This window comes from Shewanella morhuae, assembly GCF_003028295.1.
In the GTDB taxonomy this organism is placed as follows: Bacteria; Pseudomonadota; Gammaproteobacteria; order Enterobacterales; family Shewanellaceae; genus Shewanella; species Shewanella morhuae.
Window position 1 is genome coordinate 133,208 of the sequence record NZ_PYSG01000003.1, and the last position, 23,016, is coordinate 156,223.

13 protein-coding genes, 5 rRNA genes and 3 pseudogenes are annotated in these 23,016 nt (G+C 45.8%); 9 read left to right on the forward strand and 12 right to left on the reverse strand.

The genetic code is table 11. From position 1 onward, the window contains the following. Positions 1-20: 20 nt before the first annotated feature. The 8 genes from C9I43_RS15170 to C9I43_RS15205 form a co-directional block, all read right to left on the reverse strand. The gene (locus C9I43_RS15170; RefSeq protein WP_107884317.1) at positions 21-1,295 is read right to left on the reverse strand and encodes a CinA family nicotinamide mononucleotide deamidase-related protein; all 1,275 of its coding nucleotides are present in this window, start codon (positions 1,293-1,295) and stop codon (positions 21-23) included. 275 nt (positions 1,296-1,570) lie between these two features. Then, positions 1,571-1,686 (reverse strand): 5S ribosomal RNA (rrf, locus tag C9I43_RS15175). 182 nt (positions 1,687-1,868) lie between these two features. Beyond that, positions 1,869-4,772, reverse strand: a 23S ribosomal RNA gene (locus C9I43_RS15180). 371 nt (positions 4,773-5,143) lie between these two features. Then, positions 5,144-6,686: ribosomal RNA gene (locus C9I43_RS15185) — 16S ribosomal RNA — on the reverse strand. Together the 16S, 23S and 5S rRNA genes form the textbook arrangement of a ribosomal RNA operon. Before the next feature lie 539 nt (positions 6,687-7,225). Beyond that, on the reverse strand, positions 7,226-7,813 hold the full coding sequence (locus C9I43_RS15190) for a TlpA family protein disulfide reductase (RefSeq protein WP_107884320.1): 588 nt from the start codon (positions 7,811-7,813) through the stop codon (positions 7,226-7,228). Continuing rightward, a complete protein-coding gene (gene nrfF / locus C9I43_RS15195) occupies positions 7,810-8,289 on the reverse strand; it encodes a heme lyase NrfEFG subunit NrfF (protein WP_107884322.1) in 480 nt (159 codons plus the stop codon). Before nrfF ends, C9I43_RS15190 begins: the two co-directional genes overlap by 4 nt. Further along, positions 8,286-8,840, reverse strand: a complete 555-nt coding sequence (locus C9I43_RS15200) for a DsbE family thiol:disulfide interchange protein (protein ID WP_076502284.1) — start codon at positions 8,838-8,840, stop codon at positions 8,286-8,288. Before C9I43_RS15200 ends, nrfF begins: the two co-directional genes overlap by 4 nt. 11 nt (positions 8,841-8,851) lie before the next feature. Then, positions 8,852-10,831: a heme lyase CcmF/NrfE family subunit gene (locus C9I43_RS15205; RefSeq protein WP_107884324.1), complete on the reverse strand. Its 1,980-nt coding sequence runs from the start codon at positions 10,829-10,831 to the stop codon at positions 8,852-8,854. A 404-nt stretch (positions 10,832-11,235) separates the two neighbouring features. Here C9I43_RS15205 and ccmI point away from each other — a divergent pair, with 404 nt between their 5' ends. After that, entirely contained in the window at positions 11,236-12,486 is a 1,251-nt protein-coding gene (ccmI, locus tag C9I43_RS15210; RefSeq protein ID WP_107884326.1) for a c-type cytochrome biogenesis protein CcmI, read from the forward strand. Between the two features lie 67 nt (positions 12,487-12,553). Here ccmI and C9I43_RS15215 read toward each other — a convergent pair whose 3' ends face one another. Next, positions 12,554-12,853 (reverse strand): c-type cytochrome, encoded by a 300-nt coding sequence (locus C9I43_RS15215; RefSeq protein WP_076502291.1) that lies wholly within the window; start codon positions 12,851-12,853, stop codon positions 12,554-12,556. Between the two features lie 317 nt (positions 12,854-13,170). Here C9I43_RS15215 and ccmA point away from each other — a divergent pair, with 317 nt between their 5' ends. From ccmA to C9I43_RS15255, 8 genes and pseudogenes are all read left to right on the forward strand, one after another. After that, the gene (gene ccmA / locus C9I43_RS15220) at positions 13,171-13,818 is read left to right on the forward strand and encodes a cytochrome c biogenesis heme-transporting ATPase CcmA (protein WP_076502293.1); all 648 of its coding nucleotides are present in this window, start codon (positions 13,171-13,173) and stop codon (positions 13,816-13,818) included. 10 nt (positions 13,819-13,828) lie between these two features. Continuing rightward, positions 13,829-14,515: a heme exporter protein CcmB gene (gene ccmB, locus C9I43_RS15225; protein WP_006079706.1), complete on the forward strand. Its 687-nt coding sequence runs from the start codon at positions 13,829-13,831 to the stop codon at positions 14,513-14,515. A 1-nt stretch (position 14,516) separates the two neighbouring features. Beyond that, positions 14,517-15,263: a heme ABC transporter permease gene (locus C9I43_RS15230; protein WP_076502295.1), complete on the forward strand. Its 747-nt coding sequence runs from the start codon at positions 14,517-14,519 to the stop codon at positions 15,261-15,263. Beyond that, on the forward strand, positions 15,263-15,460 hold the full coding sequence (gene ccmD, locus C9I43_RS15235) for a heme exporter protein CcmD (protein ID WP_076502297.1): 198 nt from the start codon (positions 15,263-15,265) through the stop codon (positions 15,458-15,460). The genes C9I43_RS15230 and ccmD overlap by 1 nt, the downstream gene beginning before the upstream one ends. Continuing rightward, positions 15,460-15,948 carry a cytochrome c maturation protein CcmE gene (gene ccmE / locus C9I43_RS15240; protein ID WP_107884328.1) on the forward strand — a complete coding sequence of 163 codons (489 nt, stop codon included), beginning with the start codon at positions 15,460-15,462 and terminating at the stop codon, positions 15,946-15,948. Before ccmD ends, ccmE begins: the two co-directional genes overlap by 1 nt. A 167-nt stretch (positions 15,949-16,115) precedes the next feature. Then, positions 16,116-16,229 (forward strand): annotated as a pseudogene (locus tag C9I43_RS15245) (IS630 family transposase); the annotation flags it as partial. 64 nt (positions 16,230-16,293) lie between these two features. Beyond that, positions 16,294-17,496 (forward strand): annotated as a pseudogene (locus C9I43_RS15250) (IS3 family transposase). 7 nt (positions 17,497-17,503) lie between these two features. Beyond that, a pseudogene (locus C9I43_RS15255) lies at positions 17,504-17,955 on the forward strand (IS630 family transposase); the annotation flags it as partial. 92 nt (positions 17,956-18,047) lie between these two features. Here C9I43_RS15255 and C9I43_RS15260 read toward each other — a convergent pair. From C9I43_RS15260 to C9I43_RS15270, 3 genes are all read right to left on the reverse strand, one after another. Next, positions 18,048-19,207 (reverse strand): IS3 family transposase gene (locus tag C9I43_RS15260; RefSeq protein ID WP_107884330.1). Its coding sequence is split into 2 segments (ribosomal slippage): positions 18,048-18,946 and positions 18,946-19,207, totalling 1,161 coding nucleotides; the frame shifts between segments, so codons are not numbered across the junction. Between the two features lie 339 nt (positions 19,208-19,546). Next, positions 19,547-19,662 (reverse strand): 5S ribosomal RNA (rrf, locus tag C9I43_RS15265). A 183-nt stretch (positions 19,663-19,845) separates the two neighbouring features. Then, positions 19,846-22,750, reverse strand: a 23S ribosomal RNA gene (locus C9I43_RS15270). Between the last annotated feature and the right edge of the window lie 266 nt (positions 22,751-23,016).

The window sequence follows — 23,016 nt, forward strand, 5'->3', positions numbered from 1 at the left end:
ACCAGTAAGTCTTTAAAAAGTTACTTACTAAATCGCCCTATCGAAGGGTAATCAACAATAACGGCTTCACCAAGAAGCTCACGCCTCAACATGTCGTAAGCAACTGCAGCACTAAGGCTACGCACTAGATCTCGCGAACGTCTGGGCAATTTTATCATCTGACTATACATCCCGTTACGAGTCGCTAAAGCTATCGCTACTGTTCCAACGGGTTTCTCATCTGTGCCACCATCTGGCCCAGCTATTCCACTGGTGGCCAGTGCATAATCACTATCTAGGATTTGCCTTGCCCCCTTAGCCATTTCTTCTACTGTCGCAATGGAAACCGCACCGTGGTCATCTAACGTTGATGGATTAACGCCTAATACCCGCACCTTTGATTCGTTACTGTAAGTGACTAAGCCGTGTTGTAGGTAAGATGAACTACCGGCAAAATCGACTAATTGGCTCGTCACCATTCCACCCGTGCACGATTCTGCAATGCTTAACGTTAAGCCAGAATTAAGTAACTTATAATGAATCTCTTCTGCAAGAGTGGGCTTATCTTCAGCAACGATGGCAGTACCAAGCACCATCTTAATATGCCCAGCAACACGAGGTAATAATGCAATAGCCTCCTCGCCACGAGCAAAAATCTTAATTTCAATATGCGGCATAGAAGAGCGGTAACCAATCGTAATACCTTCTGGCAGCTCTAATGGCTCTAGCTTATCCGCCAAAGCCGACTCGCCTTGCCCTATGGTCAAGAATTTCTTTAAAGCGACCTTGGAATCAAGATTAAACTCTTCACGGATAAAAGGCACAAACTGCTCAGTCACCATATGTTTAAGCTCAAAAGGCACGCCAGGCGTAAAGAATAACCACGCGCGGTTAAGCTTTACCCTAAAACCACAAGCCGTTCCCACAGGATTATCAACCATTACAGCAGATGCTGGCAGCATAGCTTGCTTCAGATTACTGAGTGGCATTTCTCGGTTATTACGGGTAAACCAGTCTTCTAAACGTTCACGCCACTCTGCGTTCTCAACCAAAGACTCGCCTTTAGCCTTAGCCATAGCTAAAGCAGACATATCGTCACTTGTAGGCCCTAAACCACCATTAACCAAAATAACATCAGCATGTAAGCTACGTTCTTGGAATACCGCAATCAAATCCTCGAGACGATCACCAACTGTGACACGACGCTGTAGCTCGACACCATACTCCATCATAGTACTGGCAAACCAAGCGGCGTTGGTATCAACGATTTGACCCGCTAACACTTCTTCTCCAGTACAAATCATCTCTAACTTCATTTTAGATCCTTGTTTAGCGCAACAAATTATCCATAAGGTAAGTAACCGCTTAACTAATAGCAATAGCCAAGCATGATTCAAATCTCAGCACACTGTAGATAAATCGAAGTAAGCAAAGCATGATAGTGCGACTACACGCATGATGATCAATGTGAAGGGACAAGGAAGGATAAAACGTAACTATTGGCGTAAAAATATTGTTTATGCCAAATCACAGACGCAAAAAAGCCAGCTTATTAAGCTGGCTTCGTTACATCTCATCGAGATAATTAGGCGCTTGGCGATGACCTACTCTCACATGGGGAGACCCCACACTACCATCGGCGCGTTTGCGTTTCACTGCTGAGTTCGGGATGGGATCAGGTGGTTCCACAAGGCTATTGTCACCAAGCAAATTCTGTTTATTACCGTGTCCATCACTGGCTCACGTTAATAATAATTCGGAAAGCTGATTTCTTGCTTGAGTTCGACAAGTACAAGGATGTACTTATGTCATAAATGCAGGAGCATTTTATGACCACTTTATTAAGTGCCACTATTCGTCTAAGGCCATATAAAACCCATCTGGGTTGTATGGTTAAGCCTCTCGAGTCATTAGTACATGTTAGCTCAACGCCTCACAACGCTTACACACCATGCCTATCAACGTCCTAGTCTCGAACGGCTCTTTAGAGGAATTAAATTCCTAGGGATGACTCATCTCAGGGCTCGCTTCCCGCTTAGATGCTTTCAGCGGTTATCGATTCCGAACGTAGCTACCGGGCAATGCCATTGGCATGACAACCCGAACACCAGCGGTTCGTCCACTCCGGTCCTCTCGTACTAGGAGCAGCTCCCTTCAATCATCCAACGCCCACGGCAGATAGGGACCGAACTGTCTCACGACGTTCTGAACCCAGCTCGCGTACCACTTTAAATGGCGAACAGCCATACCCTTGGGACCGACTTCAGCCCCAGGATGTGATGAGCCGACATCGAGGTGCCAAACACCGCCGTCGATATGAACTCTTGGGCGGTATCAGCCTGTTATCCCCGGAGTACCTTTTATCCGTTGAGCGATGGCCCTTCCATTCAGAACCACCGGATCACTATGACCTACTTTCGTACCTGCTCGACGTGTATGTCTCGCAGTTAAGCTGGCTTATGCCATTGCACTAACCGTACGATGTCCGACCGTACTTAGCCAACCTTCGTGCTCCTCCGTTACTCTTTGGGAGGAGACCGCCCCAGTCAAACTACCCACCAGGCACTGTCCCGAACCCCGATAAGGGGCCGCGGTTAGAACATCAAAACTACAAGGGTGGTATTTCAAGGACGACTCCATCATGACTAGCGTCACAACTTCATAGTCTCCCACCTATCCTACACATGTAGGTTCAATGTTCAGTGCCAAGCTATAGTAAAGGTTCACGGGGTCTTTCCGTCTAGCCGCGGGTATACGGCATCTTCACCGCAATTTCAACTTCACTGAGTCTCGGCTGGAGACAGCGTGGCCATCATTACGCCATTCGTGCAGGTCGGAACTTACCCGACAAGGAATTTCGCTACCTTAGGACCGTTATAGTTACGGCCGCCGTTTACCGGGGCTTCGATCATGAGCTTCTCTTGCGATAACCCAATCAATTAACCTTCCGGCACCGGGCAGGCGTCACACCGTATACTTCCTCTTGCGAGTTTGCACAGTGCTGTGTTTTTGATAAACAGTTGCAGCCACCTGGTATCTGCGACTCCCGTCAGCTTAGAGAGCAAGTCTCATCACCAACAGGAGCGTACCTTCTCCCGAAGTTACGGTACCATTTTGCCTAGTTCCTTCAGCCGAGTTCTCTCAAGCGCCTTGGTATTCTCTACCCGACCACCTGTGTCGGTTTGGGGTACGATTCCCACTAACCTGAAGCTTAGAAGATTTTCCTGGAAGCATGGCATCAACTACTTCAGTCCCTTAGGACCTCGTCATCAGCTCTCAGTCTGCACACTAAAGTGCGATTCCCCGGATTTGCCTAAGAAATCAACCTACCACCTTAAACGCGGACTACCAACGCCGCGCTAGCCTAGCCTTCTCCGTCTCTCCATCGCAGTTAGCGGAAGTACAGAAATATTAATCTGTTTCCCATCGATTACGCCTTTCGGCCTCACCTTAGGGGTCGACTCACCCTGCCCCGATTAACGTTGGACAGGAACCCTTGGTCTTCCGGCGAGGGGGTTTTTCACCCCCTTTATCGTTACTCATGTCAGCATTCGCACTTCTGATACCTCCAGCGTGGGTTACCCCTTCACCTTCAACGGCTTACAGAACGCTCCTCTACCGCGCAGTCCTAATGGACCGCACCCGTAGCTTCGGTGACTAGCTTAGCCCCGTTACATCTTCCGCGCAGGCCGACTCGACTAGTGAGCTATTACGCTTTCTTTAAATGATGGCTGCTTCTAAGCCAACATCCTAGCTGTCTAAGCCTTCCCACATCGTTTCCCACTTAGCTAGTACTTTGGGACCTTAGCTGACGGTCTGGGTTGTTTCCCTTTTGACGACGGACGTTAGCACCCGCCGTCTGTCTCCCGAGTAGTACTCACTGGTATTCGGAGTTTGCAAAGGGTTGGTAAGTCGGGATGACCCCCTAGCCTTAACAGTGCTCTACCCCCAGTGGTATTCGCTCGAGGCGCTACCTAAATAGCTTTCGAGGAGAACCAGATATCTCCGAGTTTGATTGGCCTTTCACCCCCAGCCACAAGTCATCCGCTAATTTTTCAACATTAGTCGGTTCGGTCCTCCAGTTGATGTTACTCAACCTTCAACCTGCCCATGGCTAGATCACTCGGTTTCGGGTCTACACCTTGCAACTAAACGCGCAGTTAACACTCGGTTTCCCTACGGCTCCGCTATTCGCTTAACCTCGCTACAAAATGTAAGTCGCTGACCCATTATACAAAAGGTACGCAGTCACGGTCTCAAGAACCGCTCCCACTGCTTGTACGTATACGGTTTCAGGTTCTATTTCACTCCCCTCACAGGGTTCTTTTCGCCTTTCCCTCACGGTACTGGTTCACTATCGGTCAGTCAGGAGTATTTAGCCTTGGAGGATGGTCCCCCCATATTCAAACAGGATGTCACGTGTCCCGCCTTACTCGTTTTCATCTATGGTTAGTTTTCATGTACGGGGCTATCACCCTGTGCCGCTGAGCTTTCCAACTCATTCCACTAACACCCCATAGACTTAAGGGCTAATCCCCGTTCGCTCGCCGCTACTAGGGGAATCTCGGTTGATTTCTTTTCCTAAGGGTACTTAGATGTTTCAGTTCCCCTCGTTCGCCTCTACACACTATGTATTCATGTGCAGATAACAGCTTATGCTGCTGGGTTCCCCCATTCGGACATCGTTAGCTCAAATGCTTGTTACTAGCTCGCCAACGCTTTTCGCAAGTTACTACGTCCTTCATCGCCTCTGACTGCCAAGGCATCCACCGTATACGCTTAGTCGCTTAACCATACAACCCAAATGAGTTTCACTCATCTGCGCCGCATTGCGACCAGCTTGGTTTTACTTGTCTCACTCCCGACCAGGAAGTGGACGCGCCTTAGACGTGAAATACTCTGCCACCACAGCAAAATACTTCACTTTGAATATTCAAGACACTTAATAAAGTGTTTGAGAACTCATGATGCACGTGTTTCCACACTTACATCGGTTTGTAATTAACATAACGACAGACATCATCATGTTAATCACTATCAGCTTTCCAAATTGTTAAAGAACAACATCTACCTGCAAGAGGGATGTTTCGCTCTGCTTCTCCTAAGAGAAGTTAAACAAGCAATCTGTGTGAACACTCAACAAACATTAAGTTAGTCGTATAGGTAAGGAGGTGATCCAGCCCCAGGTTCCCCTAGGGCTACCTTGTTACGACTTCACCCCAGTCATGAACCACAAAGTGGTGAGCGCCCCCCCGAAGGTTAAGCTACCCACTTCTTTTGCAGCCCACTCCCATGGTGTGACGGGCGGTGTGTACAAGGCCCGGGAACGTATTCACCGTGACATTCTGATTCACGATTACTAGCGATTCCGACTTCATGGAGTCGAGTTGCAGACTCCAATCCGGACTACGACGAGCTTTGTGAGATTAGCTCCACCTCGCGGCTTTGCAACCCTCTGTACTCGCCATTGTAGCACGTGTGTAGCCCTACTCGTAAGGGCCATGATGACTTGACGTCGTCCCCACCTTCCTCCGGTTTATCACCGGCAGTCTCCCTAGAGTTCCCACCATTACGTGCTGGCAAATAAGGATAGGGGTTGCGCTCGTTGCGGGACTTAACCCAACATTTCACAACACGAGCTGACGACAGCCATGCAGCACCTGTCTCACAGTTCCCGAAGGCACAAGTCCATCTCTGGTCTCTTCTGTGGATGTCAAGAGTAGGTAAGGTTCTTCGCGTTGCATCGAATTAAACCACATGCTCCACCGCTTGTGCGGGCCCCCGTCAATTCATTTGAGTTTTAACCTTGCGGCCGTACTCCCCAGGCGGTCTACTTAATGCGTTAGCTTGAGAGCCCAGTGTTCAAGACACCAAACTCCGAGTAGACATCGTTTACGGCGTGGACTACCAGGGTATCTAATCCTGTTTGCTCCCCACGCTTTCGTGCCTGAGCGTCAGTCTTTGTCCAGGGGGCCGCCTTCGCCACCGGTATTCCTCCAGATCTCTACGCATTTCACCGCTACACCTGGAATTCTACCCCCCTCTACAAGACTCTAGTTCGCCAGTTCAAAATGCAATTCCCAGGTTGAGCCCGGGGCTTTCACATCTTGCTTAACAAACCGCCTGCGCACGCTTTACGCCCAGTAATTCCGATTAACGCTCGGACCCTCCGTATTACCGCGGCTGCTGGCACGGAGTTAGCCGGTCCTTCTTCTGTAGGTAACGTCACAGTAACGCGCTATTAACACGCTACCTTTCCTCCCTACTGAAAGTGCTTTACAACCCGAAGGCCTTCTTCACACACGCGGCATGGCTGGATCAGGGTTGCCCCCATTGTCCAATATTCCCCACTGCTGCCTCCCGTAGGAGTCTGGGCCGTGTCTCAGTCCCAGTGTGGCTGATCATCCTCTCAGAACAGCTAGGGATCGTCGCCTTGGTGAGCCATTACCTCACCAACTAGCTAATCCCACCTAGGTTCATCCAATCGCGAAAGGCCCGAAGGTCCCCTTCTTTCCCCCGTAGGGCGTATGCGGTATTAGCAGTCGTTTCCAACTGTTATCCCCCTCGACTGGGCAGATCCCTAGGTATTACTCACCCGTCCGCCGCTCGCCGCCTCAGAAGTAAACTCCCTTGCGCTGCCGCTCGACTTGCATGTGTTAGGCCTGCCGCCAGCGTTCAATCTGAGCCATGATCAAACTCTTCAATTAAAGTTTTTTGCTTCTCAACTTCTTATAAATAAGAAGCCAATCAGCGGCTCAATGAATTCTGATTTTTTTGTTTCCACACTCCTATAAAGGAAGCAGAAACAAACTGTACATATTGCTATGAACACTCATTGTTACATTGATTTAAATTTTTGACTGCCAACCCGAAGGCTAAGCAGTTTCGATTAACTCAACACCTGTGAGTGTCCACACAGATTTCTTGTTTTATATTGTTAAAGAGCAACTCAATCTCATCAGAGAATGTGAGTACCACGCTGAGCATCAAATGCTTCCAGGTGGCTAGGGCTGCGTATTCTACGCATTTCCCATTGTGCGTCAAGGAGTTTTTACAAACTTTCTCAACACTCATCAATCAGTAAACTTATTGATGAACTGTCACATCAGGCGGCTTAACGCTGTCTGCCGTGTCAGTGGATGCGCATTATAGGCAGCGCGAGATTTTGTGCAAGAGCTTTTTAATGAAAAAAGATCGCATGGCGATCTTTTACACAGTGACGATTATTTTACGCACGAAGTGGCGATTAATCAGGCCTTTTAGGGCCTTTATCAATAAAACCTTGGATTAGTGAAGCAGCCTTGGCGTCATCCCAATCAACATAAGTTCGAACAAAGGCAATCAATTGACCCTGTTGATCTAAGATAAAAGTCGCAGGAATAGTATCGAGTGGAAAAACGTCCCCAAGACTTTGTGGCTGATCGTAGTAAGAGTTGAAATTTGCCATGCCCAACGAACTTAAGAAAGGCTGCACCTGCTGTTTGCCTTCAGCATCAATAGAAATAGGCAATACTACAAAGTCTTCAGCTTTGAACTTAGTCGCGAGTCTTTCGATTGCGGGTAGCTCTCTTACGCATGGCGGGCACCAGGTCGCCCACATATTTACCATAATGATCTTGCCTTTAAATTGACTGAAGTCGATGGCTTTACCATCGACATCATTAAAAGGAACAGGCTCAATAGGAAATGTCTTTGGTAATACATTGATCAGATCAACGGTAGATTCGACCGGTTTAGCCGCTTGCTGCATGCCGGGATAAGCATGGGCTATCCCGCCGCCAACAAACGAAAACGCAGATGATAAGATTAATATTACTGCGACTTTATGCTTCATTTAGGATTACGCTTCAGTAAAGTGTCTAACTCATGTTGGTCTTCAGCACTTATTTCATTAGGCACATTACCGACAATACGCTGCTTACGAATGAAGATAAAACCAATGATTAACCCCATGAGTAATAAACCTATAGGGCCTAACCAGAGAACATAGGTTTTGGTTTCCATTTTAGGTTTATACAATACAAACTCACCATAACGGCTAGTCATAAACTCAATAATTTCATTATCCCCTTTGCCCTCATCAACCATCTTGAAGACTTCAAGACGCAGATCTCGAGCAACTGGTGAATTGGAGTCGATCAAATTCTGGTTTTGGCACTGTGGACAACGTAACTCATGGGCCAAAGACAAACCACGCTTTTGATTTTCAGGTGTTTTGAATTCATAAGTATCAACAGGTGTTGCCATGACGGTGGTCGTCATGCTGAATAACAGCACTAAACCACCGATAAGTTTTGTCAGCATTCTCATGATGCTCCATCCTTTGTCGCTTCAGCTTGTAATTGTTGGATCATAGGATAAAGCGTTTCGCTCCAGACACGTTGGTCGATTGGACCTGCATAACGAAAACGGATAATACCGTTGTGATCAACAATAAAGCTTTCTGGTGCGCCATAGACGCCAAGATCTAAGCCTAAACGACCATCTTTATCATAAATATTGACATTATAGGGGTCGCCCTGGCGTGTTAACTCTTCTAATGCAGGAACACGCTCGTCGCGATAGTTGATCCCATATATTGGCAGAAGATTTTTACGCTTTAACATCACTAAGAAAGGATGCTCATATTTACAAGATGGGCACCAAGTCGCCCATACGTTAAATAGCGCGACCTTACCTTTTAATTGTTCATTCGTAATAATCTCAGCTGGTGTTTCTAAGCTTTCCAGTTGAAAAGCCGGCATCGGCTTTCCTTCCAGCGCAGAATCTAATTGCTGCGGATTCAAAAATAGCCCTTTATAGAGAAACACCCCCATGGCGAGAAATATAACCAATGGGATAAACAGAACCAACTTCTTCATACATTCCCCAATTAGTGAGCCGTTGCTAATTTCACTTTGTCACCCAGAGGGGCAACAGTAGCAGTGACTTTTGCACGATAACGCTTATCCGATGCGGCTAAAAAACCGCCAACCATCATAAAAATGGCTCCAAACCATAACCAGCGAACAAATGGTTTGTAGTTCAAACGAACTGCAAATTCAGTGCTGGTAATCGGGTCGCCCATAGTGACGTACAAGTCACGGAACAGACCCCAGTCGATACCCGCTTCTGTCATGTCCATAGTACGCACATTATATTGACGGCGATCTGGCTTGAGTAATGTCAGTAGTTTGTCATCTTTATAGATCTCGATTTGTCCCTGTTGCGCAGTGTAGTTAGGACCCACGACGTTTTTGGTCTCAAGATACTTAAAAGTATAACCTGCAAGTTCTTGGCTTACGCCAGGCCCCATGCGGACACTCTTTTCAATCGAGTAATTCGATACCATAGTGGCGCCGATCACTGAGACTGCTATACCAATATGCGCGCAGATCATACCGAGTTGGCTACGGCCTATACGGTTAATACTAATATCGCCTTCTTTCGACTTAACCATATTGTAAGCCGCTCTTGCTGTTGCCAGTACAATCCAAGTTGCCGCTGCAACACCCAAGGCAACCCAAATATTGAACACACCATCAACGATAAAAGGAGTGACCACACCGATTGCCACAGCAACCATTGCAGGAATCAATAACTGACGTCTCAACTCGCCCGTTTTGGATTTTTTCCAACGGATAATTGGACCTATACCCATAAAGCCGAATAAGACCAATACGATAGGCACAAACACAGCGTTAAAGTATGGTGGCCCTACGGAAATTTTCCCCATTCCAAGTGCGTCGATAAGCAATGGATATAGCGTACCCAACAATACTGTACCGGCAGCAACCGTCAGTAGAACGTTGCAGACCAGTAGCATCGTTTCTTTAGATTTCAGCTCGAAACGGGCTGGACTGCTCATTTCACTGGCGCGGAATGCAAACAGAGTTAATGAGCCACCAATCGCTAAACCAAGTAACAACAGAATAAACATGCCACGGCTTGGATCCGCTGCGAATGAATGCACTGAAGTTAATACGCCAGAACGAACAATAAAGGTACCTAGCAAACTTAATGAGAAAGCAAAAATCGATAGCAATACAGTCCAGTTACGGAAAGCGCCACGTTTTTCAGTCACGATAAGAGAATGAACCAGCGCGGTACCCACTAACCAAGGCATAAAAGAGGCATTCTCAACGGGATCCCAGAACCACCATCCTCCCCAACCTAATTCATAATATGCCCACCAAGATCCGAGTGCGATCCCCCCAGTAAGGAATGTCCAAGCTGCTAACGTCCAAGGACGCGACCAACGAGCCCAAGCAGAATCGAGACGACCACTCATCAGTGCGGCAATCGCGAACGCAAAACTCACTGAAAAGCCCACATAGCCTAAATACAGCATCGGTGGATGGAAGATTAAACCCACATCCTGCAGCATTGGGTTTAAATCGCGACCTTCAGCAGGCATTGGGAATAAACGTTCAAATGGGCTAGAAGTGAGTAACATAAATAGGCCAAAGCCAATAACAATCAGTGCCAGCACTGCCAATACACGGGCAGTAAACACTTCCTCTAAACCTTTACTAAATAAAGCGACTGAGGCAGCCCAAGTCGATAAAGCAAATACCCAAAATAACAGTGACCCTTCGTGACCGCCCCATACGGCCGCAATCTTGAAGAAGATAGGTAACTGAGAGTTAGAGTGATGCGCGACATAAGCGACTGAGAAATCATCGACGGCAAAGCTATAGCCCAGCACAACAACGGACACAGTGATAAAAAAGAACATTCCGTAGGTTAATGGCCAAGCATACCTAACAAGGTATTGATCTTTTCGGGCAACACCTATTAGGGGGACGCTGATCAATAAGAAAGCAAATGCCATTCCTATTATCAACGCAAAGTGTCCAAGTTCTGGGATCATGGGTTTTCCTCAGTCTTCAATAATATGTTGATTTAGAAAGACTCTATATCAACGCACAACATGCTATTATCACGCAAATGCACAAAAATTTGCTCATTTTAGTATTTGCTATTGTTCCTGTCTGCCTCTTTCGTACAAAACTGGGTCACTTGTCTCATTCTCAATTGTTAATGTGGATAAATGTCCCGAAAGAGTGACGGTTCTGCATGTGACCTACAAATGACACTATAAGTTTCATGCAGTATTTATCAGAAGAATTAATTTGTGAACCAGTGCCCAACTATAAGCTTTCGGTACAGGGATTACCTTATATTACTGTTCAATGAACCATCTTTACGTATAATCTTGCTCCCAAGCCTAGCGGTTACCCCGCTTTCTGCAAACTAAAGTGAATATAGAAACATATGACAACATTTTGGATTTTTATTGCGCTTGTTTTATTCGTCGGTCTGCTGCTGATTTGGATCCCGCACTTCAGACAGCAAAAGTTGCTGGTAGCAGAAGAAGCCGGTGTACGTAGGCAGACTAACCTTGAATTGTTCAATGAACGACTAGCCGTGCTTGAAAAAGAGTTACATGAGGAGTTACTAGATGAAGCAGAATTTAATGCTTTAAAAAAAGAACTAGAAATCAGCCTCCTTCAAGATATCAAACAAGCAAGCGATGACTCACTGGTTAACCCAATAAAGCCAAAGACCATTCTATGGCCATCAATGATGTCTATCTGTTTAGTTGTCATTTCAGGCTATATGTATCAACACTTAGGTGACTTTCAAAATATAGATAATGTCCAATCAGCAAATCCACACGCTGGTATGGATGCGGCACAAATCATGGCGCAGCGCGTACAAATGATGGAAGCTCAAGTAAAGGCAGAGCCCGAAAATAGCCAAGCTTGGTTTACCTTAGGCCATGCTTATGTGTCGGCCAATCAATATGACAAAGCCATTGCCGCCTTTGATAAAGTAATAGCCTTAGTTGGCAAGCAAGCTGAATTGCTAGGGCCAAAAGCGACTGCTATGTATTACAAAGCAGGCCAACAGATGACACCGCAAATCCAAGCTATTATCGATGAATCATTAGCAATGGATGCTCAGGACCCTTCAACATTATTACTCGTGGGTATGGATGCTTTCTTTGCAGCAGATTACAAGAAAGCGATTGCCTCTTGGCAAGCCATTTTGAATAGCGAACGCGCCGATATTGATCGTACTGCATTGATGAATGCTATTGAAACCGCAAACTTGCGTCTACAGTCTGAAACTGCAGGAATGCCAGATGATGACGCTCATAAGCAAGTGAAGGCCAGCGGCGTTAAATCAGTTAATATCACTATATCTATCGCTGCTGAGTTGGCTGCCAAAGCTAGCCCAGAGGACACTATCTTTATCTTTGCTCGTGCAACTGAAGGGCCAAAAGTGCCATTAGCGGCAACGAAAGTCAGCGCGACATCTTTCCCGATTACTGTGACGTTAGATGATAGTAGCGGTATGGGCGGGGACAAAAAGTTAAGTGACGCGGCAAATGTCGAAGTGATTGCAGTGCTTTCTAAACACGGCAATATCAAACCGCAAACGGGTGATATTCAAGGAAAGATTAATACTGTTGCAGTGGGCGACAGTGCTAGTTTAGTGCTCGATACTCAAGTGCAATAGTTTGCTGTGAAGAACAAACTTTAGCTATAAAAAAACCGGCAAAAGCCGGTTTTTTTATAGCTAAAAATTACTGGGCTTTCGACATAAATCCGATAGCGGCTTTGTAATCTTCATCAGTACAATCAGTACACATACCACCTGGTGGCATAGCATTTAAACCAGTTTTCACACTGTGCAGTAGAGTATCCATACCTTTAGCTAGGCGTGGCTCCCAATCTGCAACATTATGTACTTTTGGTGCTCCAGCAACACCCATGCTGTGGCATACGGTACATGCCTTGTTGTAAATCGCTTCAGCTTCTTGAGCTGACACGTTGACAGACATAGTCAAAGCAGCGATTGCAGTTATTGCTAACAGTTTTTTCATCTTCGAGTTCCTAATGCAAATACGTACAAAGCTCGGCGCTGCCCTTACTAAGGCAGACTCATTATAACCATCTAAGATTACTACAAACTTCAAGAAATCTCATCTTTTTGTGATTAGAATCTCAACACAGAATGAATCAAGCGACAAGGAGTGTGAATTCGTTAATATATTAGCAAATCTTAAAAAAGTTCGATAAATATTGCGGTTATTGGAACCACATCAAATTGCTGACATCTAGTACAAACCAAAGGTAAACGTCCAATAACGTTTGTGTTAGAATAACTTGTGTTTCCTTCCGGCTTTAGATAGAGGGTTCAGTGGCAAATATAACAATAAAAACATTACTTTCGGCAAATAAGCTGACCTGTATTCGCGAAGAACGTATTCTTTTTGATGAATTAAGTTTTGAGATCCATGCTGGTGATATCGTCCAAATCGAAGGCCCTAACGGTGCTGGCAAAACCAGTTTATTACGTATATTAGCGGGCCTTTCCCGTCCATACGCGGGACACACTTTTTATATCGATGAAGACATTAATCGCTGCCGCGACGAATACAATCAAGACCTGTTATATTTAGGCCACTTAGCAGGCGTAAAATGCGAGCTGACCGCCGAAGAAAACCTTAATTTCAATTTAAGGATCAGTGGTTATGATGACTTTGATACTTCAGCTATTTTAGCAAAAGTGAATTTAACAGGCTTTGAAGAGGCGCTCGCGGGGCATTTATCCGCTGGCCAACATCGCAGAACAGCATTGTCGAGACTGTGGCATAGCAACTGTAAAATTTGGATCCTTGATGAACCTTTTACTGCAATTGATAAAAAAGGTGTCGAGGAACTGGAGCAATTATTTATCCAGCACGCTGATAATGGGGGCTGCGTGATCCTCACGACTCACCAAGATATGGGCATTATCAAAGATGATAGGCTTCGTAAAATCCGCCTAGATTATCGCTTCATATAGGGTCAGAAAAATGAAAAGAGGCATCAGTTTTACACAAGCATTTTTCACCTTGCTACAGCGAGATCTTAAAATAGCTATTCGCCATCGTGGCGATATTTTTAACCCGCTTTTATTCTTCATTATGGTTGTAACCTTGTTTCCACTTGGAATAGGTCCTGAGCCACAAATGCTGGCTCGTGTAGCACCGGGAATAATTTGGGTAGCGGCATTATTAGCATCAATGCTATCGCTTGAAAGGCTCTTTAAAGCGGACTTCAGTGATGGCAGCTTAGAGCAAATGTTGTTGAGCCCACAGCCTCTAGCCATTTTGGTATTAGCTAAAGTGTTAGCCCATTGGATTTTAACCGGCGTACCATTAATTATTATTGCGCCATTATTAGCGGTATTACTTAATTTAGATGGTAATAGCTATGGTGCGTTAATATCGACCCTAGCATTAGGTACCCCTGTATTATCCCTATTAGGAGCCATAGGTGTGGCATTAACTGTCGGCCTTAGAAAAGGCGGCGTGTTACTCAGCTTACTTATCTTGCCTTTATATATCCCAGTTCTCATTTTTGCAACGAGTGCAATCGATGCGGCTGGAATGAATTTACCCTATGACGGTCAGCTCGCTATAATAGGCGCCATGCTGGTCGGATCGTTAACATTGGCACCTTTTGCAATTGGTGCATCTCTGCGAGTGAGTACTAACTAAAATGTGGAAATGGTTACACCCTTACGCGGATCCTGAACGCGCTTATAAATTGTCAGGAACATTATTTCCATGGTTTGCAACTTTAGCGGCTGTGCTTATTACTGTTGGCACTACATGGGGGTTAGCCTTCGCACCAACCGATTATCAGCAGGGTGATAGCTACCGTATTATCTTTATCCATGTCCCTGCGGCTTCCATGTCAATGGCGGCGTATATGGGTATGGCGACAGCAGCCTTTATTGGTCTAGTTTGGCAAATAAAACTTGCTGACTGGGCTGCCGCATCAATTGCGCCTATTGGTGCAGTGATTACCTTTATTGCCCTATTCACTGGTGCAGCATGGGGTAAACCTATGTGGGGCGCATGGTGGGTATGGGATGCACGCTTAACTTCTGAACTGGTGTTACTGTTTTTATACCTTGGTGTTATCTCACTCTATGCTTCATTTGAAGATAAAGTGCTGGCAGCTCGCGCTGCAGGGATCTTAGCGATCGTAGGCGTTATTAATATCCCTATCATCAAATACTCCGTTGAATGGTGGAGCTCATTACATCAGCCATCTACAATTCGTATTACCGAGAAATCGACCATGTCGACAGAAATGCTCTATCCGTTATTAATCAATATCGCTGGATTCGGCCTTATGATCGGCGCAATTACGATTATTCGATTTAGAGCGGAAATTTTAGCAAGGAATGGCATGCGCCCTTGGGTGCGCGAACTTGCTAAAGCTGAGGAGATCAAATAATGCAATTCGATTCTATCAGTGACTTTTTTAACATGGGCGGCTATGCATTTTATGTATGGCTATCCTACGGAGTGACTTTCTTCTGTTTCTCTACACTTATCATTAGCAGTGCACGCCAAAAACGTAAAGTACTAATTGAAATAGCGAAGAAGATGGATAGAGAAGAACGCCTAAAAGAAACCAGGAGTACTAAATAGTGAATCCCAGACGCAAAAAAAGACTGACATTGGCAGTAGCATTAATCGGTGGCGTAGCCGCAATTACTTCACTTTTGCTCTATGCACTAAGCTCCAACTTAAACTTATTCTATACACCATCTGAAATTGTTCATGGCAAAACAGATACCGGTGTTAAACCTGAAGTCGGTCAACGGATTCGTGTCGGCGGTATGGTAACTGTTGGCTCTATGGTACGCGATCCCAAAAGTCTTCATGTTCAGTTTGCAGTGCATGACTCTCTAGGCGGGGAAGTCCTCGTTACCTATGATGATCTACTACCAGATCTCTTTCGTGAAGGGCAAGGTATTGTAGCGCAGGGCGTGCTATCTGCAGATGGTAAATTAGAAGCGACTGAAGTGCTGGCAAAGCATGATGAAAATTACATGCCGCCTGAAGTTGCTGAAGCGATGGGTCAAACCCATGAAAAATTAGATTACAGCCAGCAAAAAGCACCGGACACTCAATAAGCTTTAATAAAGCCAGAAACAGCAAAAAAGCCTCATATTTAATAATAATGAGGCTTTTTTATTGCTCAATCTACATCATTAAGGGTGAGGCTATGTTTAGGTTGGTATCATACCAATTACTTTAATTATATGATCTAATAAGTCGTCACTTTCTCACCTTACAAAGTATGAACAAGCCCAATATCCTAGCCTTAGTTAAATCAGAGAAAAGCGCACGTAAACGTATGCGCTATCTTGTCTTACTGCATTTCACCGAAGGGCATTCTCGTACTGTAGTGGCATAGTGAATTTGGCCACCTAATAAGAAATGTTATGATCTCATTCATAGCAAATTTAGGTGACAAAATGAATAAAAGTAAACGTGCTCGATATAGCGCAGCGATTAAACTCGAAACTGCCCAATTAGTCATTGACCAAGGCTATACACAAGAAGCGGCTGCCAAAGCCATGAACGTAGGTAAATCAACGGTCAGTAAGTGGGTAACGCAACTTCAGGTTGAACGCAAAGGGCTTACTCCTAAAGCCTCACCCATGACGCCTGAGCAGATTGAGATTAGGGCACTTAAACGAGAAATTGAGCGGATTAACCTCGAGAAAGAAATCCTAAAAATACCCAAGGGGCACGCCGAGGCTACCGCTCTCTTGATGTCGGACTCGCTGAACAATTCTCGATAATCGAGAAGCTCAATGAGAGCAATAAATATCCTATTTCAGTGTTATGCCATGCATTTAACGTGAACCGCAGTAGTTACCGTTATTGGGTGAGTCATGAGCATATTGTGACGTCAGAGCAGCGACGTTTAGAATGTGAAATCAAAGCGATACATGCACAAAGTAACCAGTCCGCTGGAGCGAGAAATATTGCCACTATTGCTTCTGAACGGGGTTTTGCACTAAGTCGTTATCGGGCCACTAGGCTAATGAAAAAGCTAGGATTAGTCAGTTGCCAACAACCCAAACATCACTACAAGAAGACTGGGAAGGAACATGTCACTATCCCCAATATACTCGAACGACAATTTGCAGTGGTTGAACCAAACACCGTTTGGTGTGGCGATGTCACTTACATTTTGGCGGGTAATCGCTGGTGCTATTTAGCGGTAGTACTGGACTTATTTTCCAGAAAAGCGGTGGGTTGGGCAATGTCATTTTCACCAGATATTGAGTTAACAGCAAAAGCACTGGAAATGGCATTTGAATCACGGGGTAAGCCTAAAAACCTGATATTTCACTCAGACCAAGGCAGTCATTACACTAGCCTTAAATACCGTCAACGGCTGTGGAAATATCAAATAACTCAGAGCATGAGTCGCCGAGGTAACTGCTGGGATAATGCGCCAATGGAGCGATTTTTCAGGAGTTTAAAAACGGAATGGGTGCCAATACAAGGCTATAAGGGTTTTTTTGAAGCTAAACAAGATGTGACTGATTATATTATTGGCTATTACAGCCAAGTCAGGCCACATCATTATAATGCAGGGATTAAGCCAAAATGAATCAGAGCGAAGATTTTGGGAAGATTCTAAAGCCGTGGCCAAATTTAGTTGACCACTTCACTACCACCCGTATTTGGGCCAAGAAAGGGCACGTCCACGCGCAGTAAGGCAGCAACAGTTTGAATCGGCGTATTTATATGGCGTAGTGTGTCCTGCAACTGGCGCAACAGAAGCGATTATTGCCCCGCATGCTAACAGCGAATACATGTACCAACATTTGAAGTTAATTTCTGCTGCAACGACATTTGGGTGCCACGCCCTCATCATGGACGGCGCTGGCTGGCATCAACAAGCGTTAGCCGACGACGTTGATAATCTGACCGTCCTCAAGCTGCCTCCTTACTCACCCGAACTCAACCCCATAGAGCAAGTCTGGCAATGGCTACGCCAAAATGTGTTGGCCAATCGCTGCTTTAGCGGCTATGACGACATTGTTGAGTAGTGCTCCATCGCATAGAATAGCTTCATTGAGAAGAAAGAAAGGGTGAGCAAATTGTGTTCTCGACGATGAACAATGTTGACCAGTTAATTAATATAAATGGTATTAGTGGTTATGACGATATTGTTGAGCAATTGTAATGGTCAAGTTTTTCTGGAGGGATGTTAAGCCGCTTTTTTTAACTCATTATATTTTTGATGTGGCGTCTTATAATCTATTGCTGAATGCCTACGTTTGTAATTGTAAAACTGGATATATTGCTCAACCACGCTCACTACAGAGCTGTGATTGATAAAGGCTAAATGGTTTAATCGTTCAGTCTTTAAGCTCCTAAAAAATCGTTCCATCACCGCATTATCCCAACAATTTCCTCTACGACTCATACTTTGTTCAATACCTAAGCCCCTTAGCTTTTCTCTGAACACCTTAGCCGAGTACTGGCAACCTTGGTCAGAGTGAAACATCAACGCCTGTGTATTTGGCCTCTGGCGTTGTAGCGCGTTATTTAAGGCCGCTGTCGCTAACGCTGCATTGGGTTGGCTTGATAAGGCATACCCAACAATTTCTTTGGTGCCTAAATCAAGCACACAAGCTAAATAACTCCACCCTTGATGGGATTTTATGTAGGTAATATCACCCACCCAATGAGTATTATACGTCGTAGGGTTAAACTGCCGCTTGAGCAAATTAGGTGCGTAAACTTGCTCATCACCTGAGTTAGGATAGTAATGCTTTTTCTTTGGCCTAATCGCTATTAACCCCATACTTTTCATTATGCTAGCAATAGCGTAAACCCCTACCTTACAATCTAAATCGACTAAGTCTACCTGTATTCGACGTTTACCATACGTCGAATTTGAGTCAGAGAACGCTTGTTCTACTAATTGTATCCGTGCCTGCTTTTCAGCGCTTTGGGGGATCGGTTTGTAATATAAACTACTGCAACTGAGCTCGAATACTCGGCACAACTCACTCATTCTAAAGCCTAGATTTGCTTTCTTTACTTCGCGGATCATTTTAAGTTTTGATTGTCTCGAATGAAGAAAGCTGCAGCCTTTTTTAGGATGTCATTATCCCTCATTGCTTGTTTTAGTTGAGCTTCTAAGAGTTGAATTTTTCGTTGTTCTTCAGTGAATGCTTTGGCATTTTCTGGGGTTTTACCCGCTAATTCAGCCTGGTACTGGATTTTCCATCGAGACACCGCAGATTTACCTGCACCAGACATATCTTCAATTTGCTTGTTGGTGTAACCCTGTTCGACCATCAGCTTGGCATATTCTAATTTTTGCAGCGGGCTGACAGTGACTTTCGATTTTCTAATCATAATAAATACCTTTAAGATTTGGCTTATTTTAAGCTATAAATCTCTACAGTTTCATTAGACCATTACAAATGCTCCATCGCATGGAATAGCTTCATTGAGAAGAAAGAAAGGGTGAGCAAATTGTGCTTAAGACAATGGGCAATGTTGAGCAGTTAATTAACATAAATGGTATTATCATGGAATTTTAAAAAGTAGGTGTAGTTGCCTAGACGCTTACGATGACGTCGCAACAAAGATAGCGTCTTTAATGCACAAAAAATATTGTTTATGCCAAATCACAGACGCAAAAAAGCCAGCTTATTAAGCTGGCTTCGTTACATCTCATCGAGATAATTAGGCGCTTGGCGATGACCTACTCTCACATGGGGAGACCCCACACTACCATCGGCGCGTTTGCGTTTCACTGCTGAGTTCGGGATGGGATCAGGTGGTTCCACAAGGCTATTGTCACCAAGCAAATTCTGTTTATTACCGTGTCCATCACTGGCTCACGTTAATAATAATTCGGAAAGCTGATTTCTTACTTGAGTTCGACAAGTACAACGATGTACTTGATGTCATAAATGCAGGAGCATTTTATGACCACTTTATTAAGTGCCACTATTCGTCTAAGGCCATATAAAACCCATCTGGGTTGTATGGTTAAGCCTCTCGAGTCATTAGTACATGTTAGCTCAACGCCTCACAACGCTTACACACCATGCCTATCAACGTCCTAGTCTCGAACGGCTCTTTAGAGGAATTAAATTCCTAGGGATGACTCATCTCAGGGCTCGCTTCCCGCTTAGATGCTTTCAGCGGTTATCGATTCCGAACGTAGCTACCGGGCAATGCCATTGGCATGACAACCCGAACACCAGCGGTTCGTCCACTCCGGTCCTCTCGTACTAGGAGCAGCTCCCTTCAATCATCCAACGCCCACGGCAGATAGGGACCGAACTGTCTCACGACGTTCTGAACCCAGCTCGCGTACCACTTTAAATGGCGAACAGCCATACCCTTGGGACCGACTTCAGCCCCAGGATGTGATGAGCCGACATCGAGGTGCCAAACACCGCCGTCGATATGAACTCTTGGGCGGTATCAGCCTGTTATCCCCGGAGTACCTTTTATCCGTTGAGCGATGGCCCTTCCATTCAGAACCACCGGATCACTATGACCTACTTTCGTACCTGCTCGACGTGTATGTCTCGCAGTTAAGCTGGCTTATGCCATTGCACTAACCGTACGATGTCCGACCGTACTTAGCCAACCTTCGTGCTCCTCCGTTACTCTTTGGGAGGAGACCGCCCCAGTCAAACTACCCACCAGGCACTGTCCCGAACCCCGATAAGGGGCCGCGGTTAGAACATCAAAACTACAAGGGTGGTATTTCAAGGACGACTCCATCATGACTAGCGTCACAACTTCATAGTCTCCCACCTATCCTACACATGTAGGTTCAATGTTCAGTGCCAAGCTATAGTAAAGGTTCACGGGGTCTTTCCGTCTAGCCGCGGGTATACGGCATCTTCACCGCAATTTCAACTTCACTGAGTCTCGGCTGGAGACAGCGTGGCCATCATTACGCCATTCGTGCAGGTCGGAACTTACCCGACAAGGAATTTCGCTACCTTAGGACCGTTATAGTTACGGCCGCCGTTTACCGGGGCTTCGATCATGAGCTTCTCTTGCGATAACCCAATCAATTAACCTTCCGGCACCGGGCAGGCGTCACACCGTATACTTCCTCTTGCGAGTTTGCACAGTGCTGTGTTTTTGATAAACAGTTGCAGCCACCTGGTATCTGCGACTCCCGTCAGCTTAGAGAGCAAGTCTCATCACCAACAGGAGCGTACCTTCTCCCGAAGTTACGGTACCATTTTGCCTAGTTCCTTCAGCCGAGTTCTCTCAAGCGCCTTGGTATTCTCTACCCGACCACCTGTGTCGGTTTGGGGTACGATTCCCACTAACCTGAAGCTTAGAAGATTTTCCTGGAAGCATGGCATCAACTACTTCAGTCCCTTAGGACCTCGTCATCAGCTCTCAGTCTGCACACTAAAGTGCGATTCCCCGGATTTGCCTAAGAAATCAACCTACCACCTTAAACGCGGACTACCAACGCCGCGCTAGCCTAGCCTTCTCCGTCTCTCCATCGCAGTTAGCGGAAGTACAGAAATATTAATCTGTTTCCCATCGATTACGCCTTTCGGCCTCACCTTAGGGGTCGACTCACCCTGCCCCGATTAACGTTGGACAGGAACCCTTGGTCTTCCGGCGAGGGGGTTTTTCACCCCCTTTATCGTTACTCATGTCAGCATTCGCACTTCTGATACCTCCAGCGTGGGTTACCCCTTCACCTTCAACGGCTTACAGAACGCTCCTCTACCGCGCAGTCCTAATGGACCGCACCCGTAGCTTCGGTGACTAGCTTAGCCCCGTTACATCTTCCGCGCAGGCCGACTCGACTAGTGAGCTATTACGCTTTCTTTAAATGATGGCTGCTTCTAAGCCAACATCCTAGCTGTCTAAGCCTTCCCACATCGTTTCCCACTTAGCTAGTACTTTGGGACCTTAGCTGACGGTCTGGGTTGTTTCCCTTTTGACGACGGACGTTAGCACCCGCCGTCTGTCTCCCGAGTAGTACTCACTGGTATTCGGAGTTTGCAAAGGGTTGGTAAGTCGGGATGACCCCCTAGCCTTAACAGTGCTCTACCCCCAGTGGTATTCGCTCGAGGCGCTACCTAAATAGCTTTCGAGGAGAACCAGATATCTCCGAGTTTGATTGGCCTTTCACCCCCAGCCACAAGTCATCCGCTAATTTTTCAACATTAGTCGGTTCGGTCCTCCAGTTGATGTTACTCAACCTTCAACCTGCCCATGGCTAGATCACTCGGTTTCGGGTCTACACCTTGCAACTAAACGCGCAGTTAACACTCGGTTTCCCTACGGCTCCGCTATTCGCTTAACCTCGCTACAAAATGTAAGTCGCTGACCCATTATACAAAAGGTACGCAGTCACGGTCTCAAGAACCGCTCCCACTGCTTGTACGTATACGGTTTCAGGTTCTATTTCACTCCCCTCACAGGGGTTCTTTTCGCCTTTCCCTCACGGTACTGGTTCACTATCGGTCAGTCAGGAGTATTTAGCCTTGGAGGATGGTCCCCCCATATTCAAACAGGATGTCACGTGTCCCGCCTTACTCGTTTTCATCTATGGTTAGTTTTCATGTACGGGGCTATCACCCTGTGCCGCTGAGCTTTCCAACTCATTCCACTAACACCCCATAGACTTAAGGGCTAATCCCCGTTCGCTCGCCGCTACTAGGGGAATCTCGGTTGATTTCTTTTCCTAAGGGTACTTAGATGTTTCAGTTCCCCTCGTTCGCCTCTACACACTATGTATTCATGTGCAGATAACAGCTTATGCTGCTGGGTTCCCCCATTCGGACATCGTTAGCTCAAATGCTTGTTACTAGCTCGCCAACGCTTTTCGCAAGTTACTACGTCCTTCATCGCCTCTGACTGCCAAGGCATCCACCGTATACGCTTAGTCGCTTAACCATACAACCCAAATGAGTTTCACTCATCTGCGCCGCATTGCGACCAGCTTGGTTTTACTTGTCTCACTCCCGACCAGGAAGTGGACGCGCCTTAGACGTGAAATACTCTGCCACCACAGCAAAATACTTCACTTTGAATATTCAAGACACTTAATAAAGTGTTTGAGAACTCATGATGCAAGTGTTTCCACACTTACATCGGTTTGTAATTAACATAACGACAGACATCATCATGTTAATCACTATCAGCTTTCCAAATTGTTAAAG

Coding starts and splice junctions, on each gene's coding strand:
- C9I43_RS15170 (WP_107884317.1), bottom strand. CDS start 1,295: ATGAAGTTAGAGATGATTTGTACTGGAGAAGAAGTGTTAGCGGGTCAA.
- C9I43_RS15200 (WP_076502284.1), bottom strand. CDS start 8,840: ATGAAGAAGTTGGTTCTGTTTATCCCATTGGTTATATTTCTCGCCATG.
- C9I43_RS15215 (WP_076502291.1), bottom strand. CDS start 12,853: ATGAAAAAACTGTTAGCAATAACTGCAATCGCTGCTTTGACTATGTCT.
- ccmD (WP_076502297.1), top strand. CDS start 15,263: ATGCAATTCGATTCTATCAGTGACTTTTTTAACATGGGCGGCTATGCA.
- ccmB (WP_006079706.1), top strand. CDS start 13,829: ATGAAAAGAGGCATCAGTTTTACACAAGCATTTTTCACCTTGCTACAG.
- C9I43_RS15230 (WP_076502295.1), top strand. CDS start 14,517: ATGTGGAAATGGTTACACCCTTACGCGGATCCTGAACGCGCTTATAAA.
- C9I43_RS15190 (WP_107884320.1), bottom strand. CDS start 7,813: ATGAAGCATAAAGTCGCAGTAATATTAATCTTATCATCTGCGTTTTCG.
- C9I43_RS15205 (WP_107884324.1), bottom strand. CDS start 10,831: ATGATCCCAGAACTTGGACACTTTGCGTTGATAATAGGAATGGCATTT.
- ccmI (WP_107884326.1), top strand. CDS start 11,236: ATGACAACATTTTGGATTTTTATTGCGCTTGTTTTATTCGTCGGTCTG.
- nrfF (WP_107884322.1), bottom strand. CDS start 8,289: ATGAGAATGCTGACAAAACTTATCGGTGGTTTAGTGCTGTTATTCAGC.